Annotated in this window: 17 protein-coding genes and 1 riboswitch; of the genes, 8 read left to right on the top strand and 9 right to left on the bottom strand. The window is 36.8% G+C overall.

The features are described 5' to 3' along the window. Positions 1–17: 17 nt before the first annotated feature. From HU137_RS08975 to HU137_RS08955, 5 genes are all read left to right on the top strand, one after another. On the top strand, positions 18–1,037 hold the full coding sequence (locus tag HU137_RS08975; RefSeq protein WP_182043507.1) for an HlyD family secretion protein: 1,020 nt from the start codon (positions 18–20) through the stop codon (positions 1,035–1,037). Between the two features lie 4 nt (positions 1,038–1,041). Further along, complete coding sequence (locus HU137_RS08970) at positions 1,042–2,202, top strand: ABC transporter permease (protein ID WP_182043506.1); 1,161 nt, start codon at positions 1,042–1,044, stop codon at positions 2,200–2,202. Continuing rightward, a complete protein-coding gene (locus HU137_RS08965) occupies positions 2,189–3,361 on the top strand; it encodes an ABC transporter permease (protein ID WP_182043505.1) in 1,173 nt (390 codons plus the stop codon). Before HU137_RS08970 ends, HU137_RS08965 begins: the two co-directional genes overlap by 14 nt. Positions 3,362–3,671: 310 nt before the next feature. Continuing rightward, entirely contained in the window at positions 3,672–4,070 is a 399-nt protein-coding gene (locus HU137_RS08960; protein ID WP_317169919.1) for a prolyl oligopeptidase family serine peptidase, read from the top strand. 156 nt (positions 4,071–4,226) lie between these two features. Further along, complete coding sequence (locus HU137_RS08955; protein WP_182043503.1) at positions 4,227–4,397, top strand: lmo0937 family membrane protein; 171 nt, start codon at positions 4,227–4,229, stop codon at positions 4,395–4,397. A gap of 53 nt (positions 4,398–4,450) precedes the next feature. On the opposite strand, the gene recG is transcribed toward HU137_RS08955, so the two are convergent. Both recG and HU137_RS08945 read right to left on the bottom strand, forming a co-directional pair. Next, positions 4,451–6,556, bottom strand: a complete 2,106-nt coding sequence (gene recG, locus HU137_RS08950; RefSeq protein ID WP_182043502.1) for an ATP-dependent DNA helicase RecG — start codon at positions 6,554–6,556, stop codon at positions 4,451–4,453. A gap of 51 nt (positions 6,557–6,607) precedes the next feature. Then, positions 6,608–10,618, bottom strand: coding sequence for a choice-of-anchor L domain-containing protein (locus HU137_RS08945; RefSeq protein ID WP_182043501.1), 4,011 nt, complete (start codon positions 10,616–10,618; stop codon positions 6,608–6,610). A gap of 83 nt (positions 10,619–10,701) precedes the next feature. Between HU137_RS08945 and HU137_RS08940 the strand changes: the two genes are divergently transcribed. Continuing rightward, the gene (locus HU137_RS08940; RefSeq protein ID WP_182043500.1) at positions 10,702–11,385 is read left to right on the top strand and encodes a ZIP family metal transporter; all 684 of its coding nucleotides are present in this window, start codon (positions 10,702–10,704) and stop codon (positions 11,383–11,385) included. Here the strand turns inward: HU137_RS08940 and HU137_RS08935 are convergent, their stop codons facing one another. The 3 genes from HU137_RS08935 to prmC are packed head-to-tail and all read right to left on the bottom strand — an operon-like array spanning position 11,386 to position 13,447. After that, positions 11,386–12,105, bottom strand: a complete 720-nt coding sequence (locus HU137_RS08935; protein ID WP_182043499.1) for a hypothetical protein — start codon at positions 12,103–12,105, stop codon at positions 11,386–11,388. 17 nt (positions 12,106–12,122) lie between these two features. Then, positions 12,123–12,587, bottom strand: coding sequence for a nuclear transport factor 2 family protein (locus tag HU137_RS08930; protein WP_182043498.1), 465 nt, complete (start codon positions 12,585–12,587; stop codon positions 12,123–12,125). An 8-nt stretch (positions 12,588–12,595) separates the two neighbouring features. Further along, on the bottom strand, positions 12,596–13,447 hold the full coding sequence (gene prmC, locus HU137_RS08925) for a peptide chain release factor N(5)-glutamine methyltransferase (RefSeq protein WP_182043497.1): 852 nt from the start codon (positions 13,445–13,447) through the stop codon (positions 12,596–12,598). A 264-nt stretch (positions 13,448–13,711) separates the two neighbouring features. Between prmC and HU137_RS08920 the strand changes: the two genes are divergently transcribed. Further along, entirely contained in the window at positions 13,712–14,107 is a 396-nt protein-coding gene (locus HU137_RS08920; RefSeq protein WP_182043496.1) for a ribonuclease inhibitor, read from the top strand. Between the two features lie 51 nt (positions 14,108–14,158). Here HU137_RS08920 and HU137_RS08915 read toward each other — a convergent pair whose 3' ends face one another. The 4 genes from HU137_RS08915 to HU137_RS08900 form a co-directional block, all read right to left on the bottom strand. Continuing rightward, a complete protein-coding gene (locus HU137_RS08915; RefSeq protein WP_182043495.1) occupies positions 14,159–14,455 on the bottom strand; it encodes a hypothetical protein in 297 nt (98 codons plus the stop codon). A 26-nt stretch (positions 14,456–14,481) separates the two neighbouring features. Further along, positions 14,482–15,654, bottom strand: coding sequence for a homoserine dehydrogenase (locus tag HU137_RS08910; protein ID WP_182043494.1), 1,173 nt, complete (start codon positions 15,652–15,654; stop codon positions 14,482–14,484). A 94-nt stretch (positions 15,655–15,748) separates the two neighbouring features. Next, positions 15,749–16,918, bottom strand: a complete 1,170-nt coding sequence (locus HU137_RS08905) for a trans-sulfuration enzyme family protein (protein WP_182043493.1) — start codon at positions 16,916–16,918, stop codon at positions 15,749–15,751. Positions 16,919–17,046: 128 nt separating this feature from the next. Then, positions 17,047–17,149, bottom strand: a riboswitch (SAM riboswitch). A 181-nt stretch (positions 17,150–17,330) separates the two neighbouring features. Next, positions 17,331–17,876, bottom strand: coding sequence for a hypothetical protein (locus HU137_RS08900; RefSeq protein WP_182043492.1), 546 nt, complete (start codon positions 17,874–17,876; stop codon positions 17,331–17,333). A gap of 71 nt (positions 17,877–17,947) precedes the next feature. Here HU137_RS08900 and HU137_RS08895 point away from each other — a divergent pair, with 71 nt between their 5' ends. Next, entirely contained in the window at positions 17,948–18,394 is a 447-nt protein-coding gene (locus HU137_RS08895) for a hypothetical protein (RefSeq protein WP_182043491.1), read from the top strand. Positions 18,395–18,604: the final 210 nt, after the last annotated feature.

The following is an 18,604-nucleotide window of genomic DNA, read 5'->3' as shown; positions in this document are numbered from 1 at the left end:
CAAACACCATCAAAATCATGTCAACAAATAAAAATACATCTAAAAATAAAGCGGTTAAATTCAGCAATATTCTCATTGCATTGCTTATAATGGGCGGATTGGCTGCGGTTTCCATTCATTTCATCAGCAAACCGAGCGAAGATTTTCTGCAGGGTCAGGCTGAAGCAACCGAAGTTCATGTCGCTTCTAAAATCGTCGGAAGATTGGAGCAACAATTGGTAAAAGAAGGCGATCAAGTAATAAAAGGTCAGTTAATTGCTGTGCTTTCCAGTCCGGAGCTAGATGCAAAATTACAGCAAGCTCAGTCTGCAAAAGACGCAGCTACTGCACAATATCAAAAAGCAAATAACGGAACGAGAAGCGAACAAGTTCAGGCTGCTTACAATCTTTGGCAACAAGCAAAAGCAGCAGCGGATCTGGCGAATTCTACTTACCAAAGAATGGAAAATTTGTATCGGGACAAAGTAATTCCGGCGCAAAAAAGAGATGAAGCATTTGCCAATAAAAATGCGACTTACCAACAACAACAAGCAGCCTACAATAATTATCAAATGGCGGTGAACGGAGCTAGAACTGAAGATAAATTGGCGGCAGAAGCATTGGTAAATCAAGCCAATGGTGCAGTTTCTGAGGTGAATACCTATAGAAAAGAAGTGAATGTAACGGCTTCTGCAGATGGCGAAATTGAACAAATTTTTCCAAACGTTGGTGAATTGGTGAACGCAGGTTATCCGGTGGCAACCATTGTTGATTTGAATGATATTTGGGTGGTTTTCAATATCAAAGAAGATTTGATGGAACAGTTTAAAATGAATGCCAAATTCAATGCAGAAATTCCGGCTTTGGGAAATAAAAAAGTTCAACTTCAGGTAAAATATATTTCGCCATTGGGCGATTTTGCAACTTGGACGGCTACAAAAACCAAAGGCGATTTCGATTTGAAAACCTTTAAAATTAAAGCCTATCCAACACAAAAAATTGAAGGTTTCCGTCCGGGAATGAGCGTTTTAATTCCATCTTCAGAACTGAAAAAATAAAGTGATGAGCGGTTTTTGGAATGTCTTTACAGACGAAATAAAAAATCTGATCAATTCTCCAAAACGCCTCTTGGCTTACGTTGGGCTGCCTTTGTTTCTGTTCTATTTGTATGCTTCGATTTTTGGAGACGGCGCGCTGCACGAAATTCCGGTGGCGATACAAGATCAGGATAAATCGGGATTGTCGAGAGAATTAATCCGTCAACTGGATGCCAATTCAACGATCAATTTTACCTCAGATGTGAACAACGAAAAAAACGCAATGCATCAAATCCGAACCGGAGAAGTTTTTGCGTGGATCACCATTCCGGAAAATTTTGAGCGTGATATTCAACGTGGGCAAAATGTGGATGTTGTGTTGAATTATAACGGAAATTATTTAACACCCGGAGGTTTATTGTACAAAGCATTTAACCAAACCTTGGGAACTTTTTCGGCTTCAGCAAAAGTGAATGTTTTGATGAAAAAAGGACAATCTTTGGATCAGGCGAAATTATCCGCCAATCCGGTGACTTTGGATCAGCATACTTTGTTTAATCCATCTTTAAATTATTCGCATTACCTCAGTTTATCCTTATTTCCGATGGCTTTACAAATGTGCGTAATGGTGGTAACGATTTTTACACTCGGAAGTATTTTGAAATACAATCAAGGAAAACAAACCTATGAACGTGGCGGAAATGCTTGGAATGTGTATTGGGGAAAAGTTCTCCCTTATACTTTGCTATATTTTTTGCTGGCTACTGTGATGATTACGTATCTTTTTGGTTATCTACAAATTCCGCTTAATTGTCCCATTAGTTATGTGTACATCATTACCTTTTTATTCATTATCGTTACTCAATTGATGGGATTGTTTTTCGTTTCCATCGCTTCAGATTTTAGAACACTTTGTACCATTGGTGGTGGTTATGCAGCCTTAGCGTTTTCATTTAGCGGTTACACTTTTCCGGCAATGGGAATGCCGGTTGGAATTCAAATTTTGGATATGGTTTTTCCATTTTCTTCCTATGCGAGGATGTTTACGGATCTTTCAATTAAAGGAATGCCGTTATTTACCAACGTTAATTATTTAATTGGCTTTAGCATTTTTGCTTTGATTGGAATATTTTCTCTCCCAAAATTCGGAGTTAAACTTCAAAAAGGACATTATGAAAAAGATTAATTTTTCCCACTTTTTTTCGGCGTTTTTCCGATCTTTTCGGGTGGAGTTGGTTCACTTTTTTAAAGATAAAGCCTTGTTTTCATCTGTTGTGGTGACGGGAATTTTGGTGGCATTTGTTTATTCTGCCGTTTATCAAAACGAAATTCCTGAAAAAATCCCGGTGAGTGTTGTGGACATGAGCCAGTCTTCTTTAAGCCGAAATTTCACATCGATGGTGGGAGCCGGGCAAAATATAAAAATCGTCGGAATTGGTTCCAATTTAGAAGATGCTCAAACGCAATTTGAACATGGAGAAATATCAGGAATTGTTTTAATTCCTGAGAATTTTGAAAAAGATATTACCTATGGTCGTGGTTCATCGATTTCATTGTACAGCGATGCTTCGAACATGATGATCAATAAAGGCATAAGTACTGCGGTTTCCAAATCTTTGGCTACGTTCAATGCCCAGATTGAAGTCAGCGCAACCATGCGTCGTGGTATGACTTACATCAATTCGGTGAATACGAGAAGAGCCGTAACACCAGTTAGTAACGCACTTTTCAATCCAACCGGAGGTTATGCGACGTTTTTGTTGCCTGTGGTGTACTTAATCATCATTCAAACGCTTTTATTGACCGGAATTGGTGTCTTGGAAGGAACAATGCGTGAGTACGACAATTATCATTCTATTTACAAAAGCAATTTTAATATTTTGCCGATTTTATTGGGGCGTTCAATGGCGTATTTGATGATTTGTATTCTTCTGTTTTCGATTATTGCAGGCGGATGCATGTCTATTTTTGACCTTCCATTTTTAGCGAATTTCTTTGATGTCATCATCTATTTAATTCCGTTTTTTCTGGCGGTGATTTTTATGGGATTTTCGCTTCGCGGAATTTTTAAAAGGAGAGAAGATGCCGCATTATCCATCACATTCACTTCAATTCCGGCACTTTTTCTTACGGGAATTTCATGGCCTGAATTTGCTTTTCCAACTTGGGTGAAAATTCTTTCAACGAGTTTCCCCAGTACTTTTGGAGCAAAAGGATTTGTCGCGATGAGCCAATTTGGAGCATCATTTCAAGAAGTAGGAATTTGGTGGAAATATCTTTGGTTCACTGCTTTGTTCTATTTTTTACTGGCATTTGTCGTGAATTTGAAATATAAAAATAAGTAATACCGAATTTTTTAATTGTAGATTTTTTCTACAGTTTGTTTGTGAGGCATCCTGGAAAACTTTCCGGGATGTTTTTTTGATTTAAAACGAAAAGCATAGGGTAATTCCAAGTTAGAATTTGTATAAATTATCCATTAGGATGAATATTTATACAGAGCCTAAGTGGTTTTATATCAGAATATTGAATAATATTAGCCTTACTTTTTACTCTACTAAAAATTAAAATTAAAAATTATGAACTCTAAAACGAAAAGCCATGAAAACATTCCAATTCACTTTTATCATTTCGATCCTTTGGAGTAATCTATGAATTGCTCAGTTTGCTTATCCTACAACTATAACTGTAGATGATAAAGAAACTCTTTGGGGTGTAACCATTGAAGATCCTTACCGTTGGTTAGAAGATATTGAAGAAGAATTCAAAGCGCTTTTGGAAATGGACGCCTACCAAAAAACAAAAAAAGGTGTGAAATATCTTGCTCAAATCATTACCACAGGATTTAACGACCTTCGTGTTGCGAGCTATATACCCGCAAAATATGCAGCAAAAATGCAGGCTTTCATTGGCTCTGATAATCCCATATTTTTGGCAGTTGATTACTCTTCCAGACACTTTGGGCCCAACAAGTTGGATGACTATTTCCATGAAGAAGCCAGAAAAACAGCTTTTATTTTATGGCAAACAGGACATCCCGATTTTCAAAAATAGAGCAATTTAAAAATCAATCCAGATTCAAAAAAACATGTATGAAAACCGGATTTTATAAGGAAATAGAAAAATAAGTTCCCATAAATTGAATCATGACTTTTATCATGTGGAATGATTGTTGTATCTTTAGGATAGTATTAACAAAAAACAAATATTATGAGAAGTATTCTTTGGTTAGTTGCCGTAATCTGTATTGTGATTTGGGTTTTAGGACTTGTTGGGATAGGCGATGGTATGGGGATGGGAAATCTGATCCACATATTATTGGTGATTGCGGTAATCGTTATATTATTCAATGTAATTTCGGGGCGAAAGCCGCTGGATTGATGAGTTGGTTTTCCAACTAGGATGCGTCAAGATTTATTTTTGACGCATTTTTTTTATCCAATCCGACTCCAAATCAAAGTTTCTTTGTAATTTTTCTGAAAATGATTTTTGATGGCTTGGTTTTCAATTTTCTCAAGTTGAGGATCATTTTTTAACAATTCTTCAGCTGTAAACCTTGCCGTATGCATCATTTTTTGGTCTTTAGTCAAATTGGCCAATTTAAAATTGAGCACACCACTTTGCTGGGTTCCCATGAGATTTCCGGGTCCACGTAATTGCATGTCGACTTCTGCTACTTCAAATCCGTCGTTGGTTCTCACCATCGTAGAAATGCGTTGGTAAGCATCTTCATTCAATTGATCTTTGGTCATGAGTATGCAATAACTTTGTTCCGCTCCACGACCAACTCTTCCACGCAATTGATGCAGTTGTGATAATCCAAATTTTTCTGCACTTTCGATTACCATTACACTTGCATTTGGGACATTGACGCCCACTTCAATTACTGTTGTGGCGACTAAAATTTGGGTTTGTCCTTTGACAAATCGCTGCATTTCAAAGTCTTTGTCAGCCGGTTTCATTTTTCCATGCACAATACTCACAGCAAAGTCGGGGAGAGGGAAAGCTCGAGAAATACTCTCGAAGCCATCCATTAAATCTTTATAATCCAATTTTTCCGATTCTTCGATCAAAGGATAGACGACATAAACCTGTCGACCTTTTTGGATTTCGTCTTTCATAAATTTGAACAATGCCAATCGGTCTTTGTCTTTTTTATGAACCGTTTGGATGGATTTTCTACCCGGAGGCAATTCGTCCAAAACCGAAATATCCAAATCGCCGTACAAACTCATCGCCAAAGTACGCGGAATAGGAGTGGCGGTCATCACCAAAACATGGGGAGGCAATTTATTTTTTTTCAGAAATTGAGCGCGCTGGGCTACGCCAAATTTATGTTGCTCGTCGATGAGGGTCAATCCCAAATTTTGAAACACGACTTTTTCTTCCAGTAAAGCATGGGTTCCGACCAATATTTCCAATTTCCCTGTGGCCAAATCTTCTAAAATTTCCCTTCTTTCTTTGGTTTTGGTCGAGCCGGATAAAATCCCGATTTTCAAATCCATCTTCCCCAAATAATTTTCCAAAGCTTGATAATGTTGCTGGGCGAGAATTTCAGTCGGCGCCATAAAGGCAACTTGATAACCATTGTCTATGGCGATTAACGCCGAAAGTAGCGCTACCATGGTTTTTCCGCTTCCCACATCTCCTTGTAACAGTCGATTCATCTGAACGGGACGCGCCAAATCAGCCCGAATTTCTTTGACGACTCTTTTTTGCGCATTGGTCAATTCAAAAGGTAAGTAATTGGAATAGAATTCATTAAAATGATCTCCAATAGAATCAAATTCAAAACTTTTAAACTTCTGTTGATGGTTCAATTTTTTGACCAATAATCCCAATTGAAGAAAAAAGAATTCTTCAAATTTCAAGCGGTTTTCTGCTTGTTTTAATTCTTCTAAATTTTTCGGAAAATGAATTTGCCGATAGGCATCCAATCGTTTAGGGAATCTGAACTTTTGAATGATTTCATCTGATAAATTTTCTTCTAACCTTTGAACTTCCTGAAATAGTTGAAGTTGCAGTTTTTGCATCACCCGGTTAGTAATTCCTTTTTTTTGAAGCTTTTCTGTGCTCGAATAAACAGGAAATAAGCTTAGAGGAGAGGATTTATGGTTCTCCAGTGTTTCTAATTCGGGATGGACGATGGAATATTTACGGTTAAATTCATTGGGTTTTCCATAAATCACAACTGGTTTTCCAACTGCATTTTGTATGGTTTCTTTCAGCCATTTGGTAAAGCGAAACCAAACCAATTCTATTTCGCCGGTTTCATCTTGAAAAATGGCGACCAATCTTTTTCCACGTTGTTGGCCAATTTCTTGACGGGATTTGATTTTTCCAATAATTTGGATTTCAGCGGAAGTCGGTAGTATTTCGTTGATTTTAAAATATTTAGATCTGTCTATGTACCGAAATGGGAAATGATTCAATAGATCTTCAAATCGGTAAATCCCCAATTCTGACTGCAGGATTTTTGCACGTTCAGGGCCAACGCCATTTAGGTAATCAATCGGAGTTTTCAGGATATTTCCAGCCATTTTGCTAATTTAAATTAGAAAAGTCATATCTGAAAATATCCTGAGGTTTCCTTAATAATTATCCTTCAAAAATCGATTCCGAACCGAGACATGCCCTGTAACTGATCGAGTTCCTTCTTCTATAGTGATGATGTACCAATAATCACCTGATGGAATCGGCTCGCCTTTGTATTTCCCATCCCATCTGAAATCTACAGTAAGCGTTCGGTCTACGAAAATTTTACCGTATCGGTCAAAAATCTTGATATGCGCATCTGGATAAGCTTCCAAACCTCTGATTTCCCAATAGTCGTTTTTCCCGTCTCCGTTCGGTGTGATCAGATTTGGAACTCCCAAAACACCAAAGGTTTTGGCCGTGGAAATGCAACCATACTTGCTTTTCACGATCAAATCATAAATTCCGCCCGGAACGTTGTGCATGATGTAATGGTCAGACCAAGTCAGTCCGTTGTTGATGCTGTATTGGTAAGGAGGGAGTCCACCTGTTGCCGAAATGGTTACGGTTTCGCCGTCTACTTCTACATCCAAAATCGTCGGTTGATTGTCAAATATGATTTCGATGTCGCGACGTGCTGGACAATCATTTTCGGTTCCGGTAACTTCAAGGGTATACATTCCTTCTTGGTCAAAATCCACTGTATTTTGGTTGCTGATGACGTTTCCTTCTGCATCCAACCAAGTATAGGAAGTGAAAGAAGGTAGGAATTCGTAAGATTTCTCATCATAATTACAGAAAGCGAGGTATTCCGGCAATTCAAATTCTGGAACGGAGAGGACTTCGATAGGGAAATCAACTACGCCTGCACAACCATTCATTCCATCACTTGCCACTGCAAAAATGGTTTGAGGAGAAGTTGTGTTTTGGAATTGCGTTGGATCTGGAATCATGTTTAGGTCCGACAATGCATCTGTCAAGGATAAATAATATCGGACAGTGTAATTGTCACCTCCCAATGAATTTTCCACATCTTCATGACGAACCGTCAAATCAAATGTGGCAATCCCATCACTGATTTCATAAGGATCATCACAAACCATCAAGCTGTCAGTTAATTGATTATGCACCAATTCGGTTTCCAATAAAATTTGTCCAATATCAAAACATCCGTTTGCATTTTCAATTCGTACAAAAATGATTTGATCGGGGGAAGTATTGGTGTAATTTTCAGGTAATGCACCCACATCATTTCGGGCATCTCCCAAAGTTAAATGATAACTAAATGTCAAACCTGCTGTTCCGGTTGTAACTAAAAATTCGTTCAAGTCTGTTAAATTATATTCGGCATATTCATTTAGACTACAATAAACCAATGGTAAAATATCGTCAACAGCTGTTGGTGCTTCAAGGAATTGGATAGTGATGGTCTCGGTTGCTTCACAGGTTTCAGCTTGATTTCGAACCAAAACATTGATGATGGCTGGTGAAGCCGTAACTTCATAGTTCATTGGATCTGCAATTGCCGTTCCATCTTGTTCTGAATATTCATAAGAAACAACCAATCCTTCCGTGAGAACGATATTGTTTGTTGTCAAATCGATAATTTCTGAACCGTCATTTTCATTGTCACAAACTGTCCAAACGTTCGGTTGTAAAGCTGGAAATTCTTCTACGACAAGGGTCAATTCTTCCACGGTTGTACAAGCTTCCGCGCCAAGTGTTGGGTCAAAAAAGGAAATATAAACAATCTGTGGGTTGGAAGTATTTTCAAATGTTGCCGGATTTGGAATCGGTGTGGTCATGGCTTCATCGAGGAAATAATTGATTTCGATAGTTCCAAGCGCACCGGTCAAAAGATTGGGTGCTTCGGTTTCCAAATTGAATTCGGCAATTCCATCTCCGTTGTCATCACAAATCGGATAGTTCAGTGGGGCGGTTGCAGGACCGTTATTGACATCCAAAATTACTTCGACAACATTGAAACAACCATTTAAATTTACAACCCGGACAAATACAGATTGGTCAGGAATAGTGTTGGTGAAATTTTCTGGAAGAGCATTGGCGTCATCTCCAAGGATGGCTTCAGCTTCTGTTAGATAATACGTAAAAATTAAATCGGTTGTGTCTTCGATGACCAATTCGTTGGCTTCAGGCAAGAAGAATTCAGCAAAATTATCACTGCTGCATCGTTCCAAATTGGCCGTGACCAATTCAGGTGCCAAATCAAAAGTAAGGGTAATGGTTTCTGAAGCTTGACAAGTTTCGGTTTCATTGGTAACCATGACATTGATGATGGTTGGAGATGTAGTCATTTCATAATTTTCCGGATCTGTAATCATGGTTCCGTCTTGTTCTGAATAGGCATAAGTTACAACGAGGCCTTCAGTTTGTACGATTTCATTTTGGGTTAAATCCACAAATTCCGAATTGTCGTTTAAGTTGTCACAAAGCGACCATTCGTCTGCTTGGATCAATGGAAATTCTTCCACGATCAATGTCATTTCTTCAGAAGTTGGACAATCTTTTGCTCCCAAAGTTGGATTGAAAATCCTTACATAAATAATTTGGGTATTCACGATGGTATTGGTGAAATTGGCTGGATCTGCGATCAATTCCGTCATTGCTGCATCTGTAAAAAATTCGTAGTTCAAACCAGCAGGATCTGAAACGATTAAATTTTCAACCTCTGCATTGAGGTCAAACACTGCAAAACCATCTCCATCCTCATCACATTCAGGATATTCAAAAGGTGTGGTTTCAGGTTCTTGTCCTACTTCCAGTTTGATTTCAGCAATACTATAACACCCATCCGGATTTTCAACACGAACATAAACCGTTACGATGCCATCTGTAGTTTCTACTTCAATTAAATCTGGAATAGGAAGTTCTTCCTCAGTATCAGCTCCCGTAAAACTAGCATAATAGGTGAAATCATTAATCAAATCAGCGATTTCTATGTCGTAATCGGATAGATTAAATTCATGGACACCATCTTCTGTACAGATAAATTTTTCAAGAGGAGAAACCAATAGCGTAGGCGTGGTGCTGAACGTCAAATCTACGAAAGGTTCGGATTCGCAATCTCCAGCAAATATAAGTACAGAATAGATGCCTGATTCTGTTGCAGTATAGGTATTTGAAGTCTCTCCCGGTATATCTATACCGTTCAATTTCCATTGATAAGTTGCAGATGGAACATCTAAATTTACAGTCATCGGATATTCTTCAATATCACATAAAATCTGGCTTTCACCAATCGTAGCACCGGAAGGATCGACTAAAGTTCCCCCTAAATTAAATGAACCCGCTTCGAGGAATACGGCGGAATCATAGGAATAGTCATAAGCATCTGCAACCAATAATCTAATATGGTATGTTTCACCTGGTTGAACTTCAGAATAAGCTGTTAATGGGACTGTTCTTCCACCGTGCTCAATATAAGGAAATGGACCATCGACAAAGTATTCAGAACTCCCACATGTTCCATAAATCGGGTTTGGTATTATGTCAGTTCTATTAACATTGTTTATAGTAACAAAATCATCGTTTGGTAAAAGCGCAATGTTTTTTCCACTTAACCCAGGATCATTTACGATTCCGGGACCACTAATGATGAACCCAAATACATCATTATATTGAGAACATGTATATCCTGGGTATTCTTCAGAAGCAAAAATATAATTGAAGGAAATCTCATTTCCAAAAGGTACAAAATCAAACTCAAAAATAGTGGCATTAAAAGTTGAAGTATTGGCAAGTTCATCTGCATCATCATCACCATCCCAATCAGTTTCACCGTCTGATTGAATGCCATTATCTGGCCCCTCCGTTCTTCGAGCAAAACCAGAAGTCAATACTATTCCTGACTCAAATGGAAAATCAGAACTTCCTCTTTCAAAATATCCCCAACTTCTATCGGGGCTAGGATATGGTTCGTCATCGAAATTATCAGTCAATTGAAAATTATCAATTTCCGCACAATCTCCACCGTCGATCAATACTTGAAAAGTCAATTCCTCTGCTGTGAGATTACTTTCAGGAGCAGCTGTGGGGTTAACATCGATGGATTGAGAAAATAGAAAATAGGAGAAACTAGTTAGTAATAAAAATAAACTTATTCTCATGTTTTATGTATGTTAATGCTACGAAAATAATAATAATATTTACTTTGATAAATTTTTTAACGAATTGATTTACTTTTGCACCGATGTTTGAAATTTTAATTTTATTTCTATCCGTAGGATTGGGAAGTTTATTGGGGCAATTGTTTGTTAAAAATAAAAGTCTCAGTAAGTTCTTATTGATTTTCAGTGGCGCTTTTTTTCTTGCAACGGCGGTTTTGGAAATTTTCCCAACGGTTTATGAAGTACATGATCATAGCATTGGTTTGTATGTATTAGGCGGCTTGTTTTTCCAGATGATCGTAGAGTCTTTGAGTAAAGGAGCAGAGCACGGACATGTTCATTTGAACCATAATAAAACTTTTCCTATCAGTATTTTCATCGGGTTGTTTTTACATTCTTTTTTTGAAGGAATGCCCATCATGCACCAGCATAGTCATAATTTGCTTTGGGCCATATTCATTCATAACATCCCTGTAGCCATGGTGCTTTACGGTGCGGTCTCTCAAATGAAAATCAAAAAAATCTATCAGTTATTGTTTATGTTTGTCTTTGCATTAGCAGGGCCTTTGGGAGTGGTTTTTGGCGAAACGGTTTTGGCAGATTATCATGTGGAAGCCTCTGCTTTTGTAGCGGGAATTTTCATTCACATCGCAACCGTGATTTTATTTGAGAGTACGGATAGCCATAAATTCAAAACGCAAAAAGTTTTGACAGTACTTTTAGGTTTTGTGGTAGCTTATCTGACTATTTCCGGACATCAGCATTGATCATTTTGCTTTTCGCATTTCGATGGTGTTGTATCCGCCGGAAATCGTAGTCAAAATCAATTTGGATTTATCTCCAACAACTGAATAAATCGTATTCTCTCCAGCATCTAAATTCAATTGGAATTTCTCATCCATGAACCAAGTTCCTTCTGATGTAACGATTTCTTCTCCTATTACTTCCGATTTTTGATAGGTTCCTTCAGGATTGAATTCATACCAAGTATTTTCTACATTTTCCTCAGGCGTTCTGTCTTCCATCGCATCATATCTTTTCAAAATTACATTCCATTTTCCGGAAGTCAATAAAAGCGTCGTTTCTTCGTTGGATTTGGTTTTGGGAATGTGGACATAATGGATCAAGCCCAATTTAAATCCGCCATTGTCCACATAATGAAGTACCAAACTGATATCGCTAATTTCATCTACGATTGCGCGGTATTTTGAACCGTTTTCGTTAAAATGAATCGCTTGGGTTCCCGGATTAAAAGTCCATTTCCCTATCGTTTTTCCGCTGATTCCGGAGGGTGTTTCATAAGTACCGTCTTTTAGGAATTTTACCCAATTGGAACGGATTTTCTCCTGACTTTCTTCATCTACTCTTTCACCTTCCGGAGAAATATTGTACGCGATGTTCCAAGTGTCAGCGGTCAGAAAATCCTCCACACTTGTCGTTTGTGCCAGTGTGAATATGGGGAATAAGAAAATGAAAAGTTTTACCATAAACCAAATGTAATCAATTATTCATCAAATTCGACTTCTACACTTTGACGGGCGAGAAGTTGCCATCTTTCGTTTTCGTAAATCCAAATTTCTATGATTTTTAAATCCACCTCAAAATCATAATCATCCAATTCTCCAATTGCCGTTAGTTTTCGTGTAATGGTTTTTAAATTTTCAGAAGCATGGTGAATTTCAGGCTCACCGACTGTTCGAAATTCCTGATAACGAATTTTCTGGGTGGGAAGATTTTTGAGCAAAGAAACCTTTGTTTCCCACCAACCATTGGAATGTCCCAAAATTAAATCTTTATGAAGTAATTTTCGAAGACTTGCCGTGTCCTTTTCCAGCAAGGCATCGTCCAGCTCACTGCTCATCGCCCAAACTATGGAAGGAGCCGCATTGGGATTGGTTTGATGAATCTCTTGTGCTAAAACTAATGAATTGGTTAATAAAATAATTATCAATGATTTAAGTTTATTCATATCAAGTTTTAATTAAAAGCTTTAATCATCCGGAAATTTTCCGAAATATCTTTTTTTAGTTCCGTGTTTTCGAAATTATTTTGAAATAATTCTTTTGTTTCACGGGCTAAATTCTGATTGATTTCCACAAAAATTTTTCCGTTGGGTTTTAATTTTTGCTTCGCGAATTCAACGATTTTTTCATAAAAAATCAAGGGATTTTCATCGGGTACAAATAGGGCAGAATGTGGTTCAAATTTCACCACATTTTCATCCATTTCGTTCTTTTCGGTTTCACCGATGTACGGCGGATTGCTGATGATCAGATCCAATTTTTCGAGCGAATTGAAATTCATCTTTAAAAAATCATTTTGAATGAACTCAATTTCGGTTTGGTGGAATTTGGCATTATTTTTAGCTGTTTCAATTGCCTTTTCTGAAAAATCCAAAGCAGCAATTTTCCAATCAGGTCGATTTTTTTTCAGTGTAATCGGAATACATCCGCTTCCGGTGCCGATGTCTAGGGCTTTTAGATTTTCATGATTGGGGAAATCAGAAAGTATCCATTCTACCAATTCTTCCGTTTCAGGTCGTGGAATCAATACATTTTCATTGACGAAAAATTTCATTCCGTAAAATTCGGTTTCGCCCAAAATGTATTGAATGGGTTTATGTTCTTTTAACAGCACTAATTTGAATAAAAATTGATTTTTTAATTCTTCAAATTCCCGCCATTCTTCATCCAAAGCCAATCGCAAAATATGTTCGGGTTTGTTCAAAATTTTTTCAGCAGTCCAATAGAAAATTCTTTCGATTTCAGCATTCGAATAAATCGATTGAAGTTCGTTTTGGTATATATTTTTCAGTTCGGAAAGTTTCATTTTTTATATTCTCTTATATGTTTAAGTAAAAGGCGTATATTTATGAAAGTGAATACGATAAATAACACAAATAATGCGTAATTCATGATGGTTTCCCCTTCGGGTTCACTCAAAAGTAAAAATCTTTTGTAGGTGATGAAAATACTTAGTCCAACGATGAGTATATAGAAAATGATCCAACCTAATTTCTTATTCATTTTTTATTTTTGGTAAAGATGCTAATTATGATTCAAATGGTAAGAAAGGAAATTCATTTCTTTGTGTATGGAAAAATTCAAATTGGAAATCAACGGTGATGATTTTCAAACGATCGAAGGATTTTATGAGGAGTTGAACCGATTGTTGATGCAAGATGAAGATTGGAAATTGGGTGTGAGTTTGGATGCTTTTGATGATTTGTTGTATGGTGGATATGGAAGTTTAAAGGGTTTTGATCAATTGGAAATCGTCTGGAAAAATTCAGCAAAAAGCAGTTTGGATCTGGGTTTGGAAGCAACTTTGAATTTTTACGAAGAAAAATTAAAAAATCCTGATCTGTTCAATCAGGATTTTGTTCAGCTTAAAATCGCTGATTTGAAGTCAGGAATCGGAAAAACCTATTTTGAAATATTGATTGAAATCATTTCAGCGCATTCAGCTATTCAATTGGTTCTGGAATAGAATTCTATGCAAAATTTCCAATGAAAAACATGAACAAATTTTTAAAATGAATTAATTAAAGTCAATCGGTTTAAGCGTTTTGATTCCTAAAATCACTTCTAAATAAACAGGTTTTTTAAAATGCATGACCTTAAAACCATCTTTTAGTGGAGAACTTATATATTCCAAGTTATAATTCCTCGACTTAAAAGTCTTACCTAAATACCTTGTAAGCATGGCTCTGTAAATGACATCGTTTAATTTGTCATCGGGATCATCATTTGGTTTATGCGTTACCAATAGGTTGTATTGGTTTACCAATTCCAAGTCACTCATTTCCAACAGGAAATTAAAATCATATTCTATCATAGTGTTAAGTTTTAAAGGGTTAAGTTTTAAAAAGAAATTACGGAAATTTCAGGATTTTCCAACCATCCCGAATTTTTTAATTCGTTTAGTGAAATGGTTCCTGTAACATATTCATAATCTTTGCTTTGGTAAGATTCTTCGATGTTTTGAAAAGTAGATTTATCGAGATCAAGTCCTGGTTTGAAACCAACATAAAATTTCTTTTCAGCGAAATATTCGCCATGAAATCCGTTTTTGATACCTTTTCTCAATTCGTATTTGTAATTGTATCGAAGCGCAGAAATATCACTCAAAACCGCCGAGGAAGTAGGGTAGCGGCCAGCTCCTTTTCCATAAAGAAATTGTTCATCTGCCAAATCACTGCCGATCAAAACCCCATTGTATTCGTTGTTTACCAATCCCAAAGTTTTGGATTTTTCAATAAAAGTTGGCACTACGATAGGCGTGATATTTTCAGATTTATCAACAGCACAACCGGCTATCAGTTTGATGATCAAACCTTTTTCTGCTGCATATTTAAAATCTTCATTTTTCAAAGCCGTAATGCCTTTTTTCAAAATATCATCTGGAGAAATTAACCGACCAAATGCATGTAAAATGATGATAGAGAGTTTATTAACTGCGTCAACGCCTTCTACATCCAACGTAGGGTTACGCTCTGCAAAACCATTTTCTTGTGCAGCTTTTAGTGCGTTTTCATAAGACTGATTTTCAGAACGCATTTTGGTCAAGATGTAATTGGTGGAACCATTCACGATTCCATTGACGTAATTCAACAAATCGTTGTTATAATATTCTTCCAGATTTCGTAAAATGGGAATACTTCCACAAACAGCTGCTTCATATAAAAACGAAACTTTATTTTTTCTTTGTAATTCTATCAATTCCAAATGATTTTCCGCAATCATTTTTTTATTGGCACTTACGACCGATTTCCCTTTGTTTAATGCAGTTTTTACGATTTCAAATGCTGCATCAGCATCATCGATCAATTCTACCACAACATCGATCGTTTCATCATTTAAAATTTCATTTGGATCGATGGAGAACAATTCGGCAGGTGCATTTCTTTTTTTCTCCGGATCTTTAATGACGATTTTTTTGATGTGTGTTTGAAGTTGAGATTTCTCTGAAAGAACTTGGTAAATCCCTTCACCGACCACGCCAAACCCAAATAATCCTATATTTAATTTTTTCATTTTCTCTTTCTAATTTTAAAAATTGGCCGACTATTTCATAAATTAACCTGAGGATTTTCTATTATCAGTATGAATTAGCCAACCAAAAAACATTTTAGTTTTCCTTAAGAACCAAATTTTCTTTTATTGTTAACGCCTTTTCCAAATCTTGAATCAAATCTTCAACATCCTCAATTCCGCATGAAATCCGAATCAATGAGTCCTGAATGCCGGACTCCAAACGTTTTTCTCTTGGTATAGATGCGTGCGTCATTTGAGCCGGATGAGCAATCAAACTCTTAACACCACCCAGACTCTCTGCGAGTTTGAAAAATTTTGTGGACGTAACCAATTGATTGGCAGCCTCTACAGTATCATTTTTTAAACTGAATGAAACAACGCCGCCATACAGCCCGTTTTGTTGTTTTTTAGCGATTTCGTGATTTTTGTGTGTTAATAATCCCGGATAATAAACCTTATCCACCTCATGCCTCGTTGTCAGAAATTCTGCAATTTTGATTGCGTTTTCGCTTTGTTGTCTGACCCTTAACTCAAGTGTTTCAATTCCACGAATGGCTAAAAAACAATCCCACGGGCCGAGTATTCCTCCTGTGGCGTTTTGTATAAATTTTATTTTTTCTGATAATTCTTTTGTTTTGGTTACCACCAATCCGGCAACTAAATCAGAATGGCCGCCGATGTATTTCGTTGCGCTATGGATGACGATATCTGCGCCGAGCTCAAATGGAAGTTGAGCGACCGGACTTGCAAAAGTATTGTCCACTACAACCAGAGCTCCAAAAGGTTTTGCGATTTCAGCTATCTTTTGAATGTCTGTGATTTTCAAAGTTGGATTGGTAGGCGATTCGATCCAAATTAATTTGGTTTTATCGTTGATGAATTCCAAAATGTTTTCAGCATCAGTTGTATCAACATAATGAACTTTGATGCCAAATTTCTCATAAATCTGTGTAAACAATCGGTATGCGCCTCCGTAAATATCATCAACAGCGATGATTTCATCTCCAGTTTTGAGCAATTTGGCAACAGCATCTATTGCAGCCAATCCTGTTGCAAATGCAAAAGCAGCATCACCACCTTCTAATTTTGCTACGATGTCTTCCAGTGCTTTTCGGGTTGGGTTATTGCTTCTTGCATAATCATAACCTTTGTTGATGCCTGGCGCTTCCTGAACAAATGTGGAAGTTTGGTAAACTGGTACGGAAATAGAACCTGTCAATTCGTCAACGGGTACGGAGTGGATGATGTCTGTGATTCTGCTCATGATGGTATTTTTATTAGTTACTAGATAAAATCTTACCAAGAGCAGCTTCAGAAAAGCCCAAAAAAAAGACTCTTCTGATAAGTCAGAAGAGTCCAGTATATTGTGTAATTATTTGCTAAACTTTACTTCACTTATCTTTCTGCCAGACGGCGGATGGATGTAGCACCTTGTCGATAAAACAGGTTGCTAAAGCTTCAACGGGCCATTTCCCTCAACTTTTCTTGATAAGACAATTTTTGTATGAACTTCTCGGTTGCAAATTTAAATTCGAAATAATTTATTTTCCAAATATATTTTTGTTAAAATTTGAATTAAAGCTTTAATTATTTGATTATCAATTAAATACAACTATTTAAAAATGAATTAATTCCATTAGAAATTATGTTTTAAATGATTTTTTCACTTCTAAATCTTAAAAAATTTTATTTAAAAATCCAACACTTACGCCCAAAATGGGTCGCAGTCCGGTGGAGAATAAGCTGGAACTGCTATCGTACAAAACATTGTACATCAAACCGGCGTATAACTGAACTTTTCCGGTGGTCCTGTAACCACCACCCAACCAAAGAGCTGATTCGTTAAAGTTGTATTTGAAATTATCTGCGCTGTAATCGTATTCGATTTCATTGGTTCCGTTATAATATTCATAATGTACACGGGCAAATAAAGAGGGAATGGGATAATAATTTACATAAGGTCCGGCGTTAAATAGATTTTGATTGGAATCGCTCCATTTGGAATATTGATAACCAACCGTAAGTCCGCCCTCCAGTTGAGGGATGATTTCATAACCGACAAAAGGGGAAATGGCAAATCCAAAATAGCCATTACTCCCAAATCCCAAACCTAATCCACCTCCGAAACGCCATTTAGAAGGCATGTCATCAGCCAATTCTTCTTGTTGGGAAAATACGGTGGACGTAAAACAAATGGCTAAAAGAAAGATGATTTTTTTCATGGTAATGGTTTTTAGGTGATTTACTGATAAAAATAAGGGAATATTCTCTATTTTTAATCAAAATTAGCAGTATGTCACTAAAAGAAGAAATCAAAAACAAAATCATAGAAATAGAAAAAGAAGGAATCAATGGATTAAAAGAAATGTTCCAAACTTATGCTGAAGCTGCCGACATCGATGAGGAAGCCACGCATGACCCAGAGGATTTTTCTCAACAAGATCAAAGCCGTGATTCTGCCAGAAATTTAGAGGTTCGGATCAATCGAGCCAAAATGGAATTGGATAGTTTTATCAACCTTGATTTCAGCCCGAAATCTGTTGTAGAACCTGGCGCATTGGTTTTGACTGAAACTTTGAATTTCTTCATCGGCATTTCTGTAAAACCATTTGACCATGATGGGAAGAAGTTTATAGGATTGAACACAGAAGCCCCTATTTATTCAGCAATTGTAGGTAAAAAAGCCGGAGATGCGGTTGAATTTAACGGACAGAAGTATAGAATAATAGAAGTTATTTAAGGTACAAAATCCCGACGGCGCGGATTTGAAATCCGTGCCTAAACTTGTTTTAAATATACAATTAAATTTAAAAGGATAATTCCTAAATTAAACTCAGGTTAAATACTTAAATATCCGATGGCGCGGATTTGAAATCCGTGCCTAAACTTGTTATAAATATACAATTAATAATAAAAGGATAATTCCTTAATTAAATTCAGGTTAAATACT

Origin of the sequence: Moheibacter lacus, assembly GCF_014042165.1 — a bacterium.
Classification (GTDB): domain Bacteria; phylum Bacteroidota; class Bacteroidia; order Flavobacteriales; family Weeksellaceae; genus Moheibacter; species Moheibacter lacus.
Note: the sequence above shows the minus strand (reverse complement) of the source record. Positions and strands in the feature narration are given on the sequence as shown.

Bases quoted from the DNA above. Each gene is read 5' to 3' on its own strand.
- HU137_RS08915 (WP_182043495.1), bottom strand. From the start codon at position 14,455: ATGATAGAATATGATTTTAATTTCCTGTTGGAAATGAGTGACTTGGAA.
- HU137_RS08965 (WP_182043505.1), top strand. From the start codon at position 2,189: ATGAAAAAGATTAATTTTTCCCACTTTTTTTCGGCGTTTTTCCGATCT.
- recG (WP_182043502.1), bottom strand. From the start codon at position 6,556: ATGGCTGGAAATATCCTGAAAACTCCGATTGATTACCTAAATGGCGTT.
- HU137_RS08935 (WP_182043499.1), bottom strand. From the start codon at position 12,105: ATGGTAAAACTTTTCATTTTCTTATTCCCCATATTCACACTGGCACAA.
- HU137_RS08930 (WP_182043498.1), bottom strand. From the start codon at position 12,587: ATGAATAAACTTAAATCATTGATAATTATTTTATTAACCAATTCATTA.
- HU137_RS08975 (WP_182043507.1), top strand. From the start codon at position 18: ATGTCAACAAATAAAAATACATCTAAAAATAAAGCGGTTAAATTCAGC.
- HU137_RS08910 (WP_182043494.1), bottom strand. From the start codon at position 15,654: ATGAAAAAATTAAATATAGGATTATTTGGGTTTGGCGTGGTCGGTGAA.
- HU137_RS08940 (WP_182043500.1), top strand. From the start codon at position 10,702: ATGTTTGAAATTTTAATTTTATTTCTATCCGTAGGATTGGGAAGTTTA.
- HU137_RS08945 (WP_182043501.1), bottom strand. From the start codon at position 10,618: ATGAGAATAAGTTTATTTTTATTACTAACTAGTTTCTCCTATTTTCTA.
- HU137_RS08895 (WP_182043491.1), top strand. From the start codon at position 17,948: ATGTCACTAAAAGAAGAAATCAAAAACAAAATCATAGAAATAGAAAAA.
- HU137_RS08955 (WP_182043503.1), top strand. From the start codon at position 4,227: ATGAGAAGTATTCTTTGGTTAGTTGCCGTAATCTGTATTGTGATTTGG.
- HU137_RS08970 (WP_182043506.1), top strand. From the start codon at position 1,042: ATGAGCGGTTTTTGGAATGTCTTTACAGACGAAATAAAAAATCTGATC.
- prmC (WP_182043497.1), bottom strand. From the start codon at position 13,447: ATGAAACTTTCCGAACTGAAAAATATATACCAAAACGAACTTCAATCG.
- HU137_RS08900 (WP_182043492.1), bottom strand. From the start codon at position 17,876: ATGAAAAAAATCATCTTTCTTTTAGCCATTTGTTTTACGTCCACCGTA.
- HU137_RS08920 (WP_182043496.1), top strand. From the start codon at position 13,712: ATGGAAAAATTCAAATTGGAAATCAACGGTGATGATTTTCAAACGATC.
- HU137_RS08905 (WP_182043493.1), bottom strand. From the start codon at position 16,918: ATGAGCAGAATCACAGACATCATCCACTCCGTACCCGTTGACGAATTG.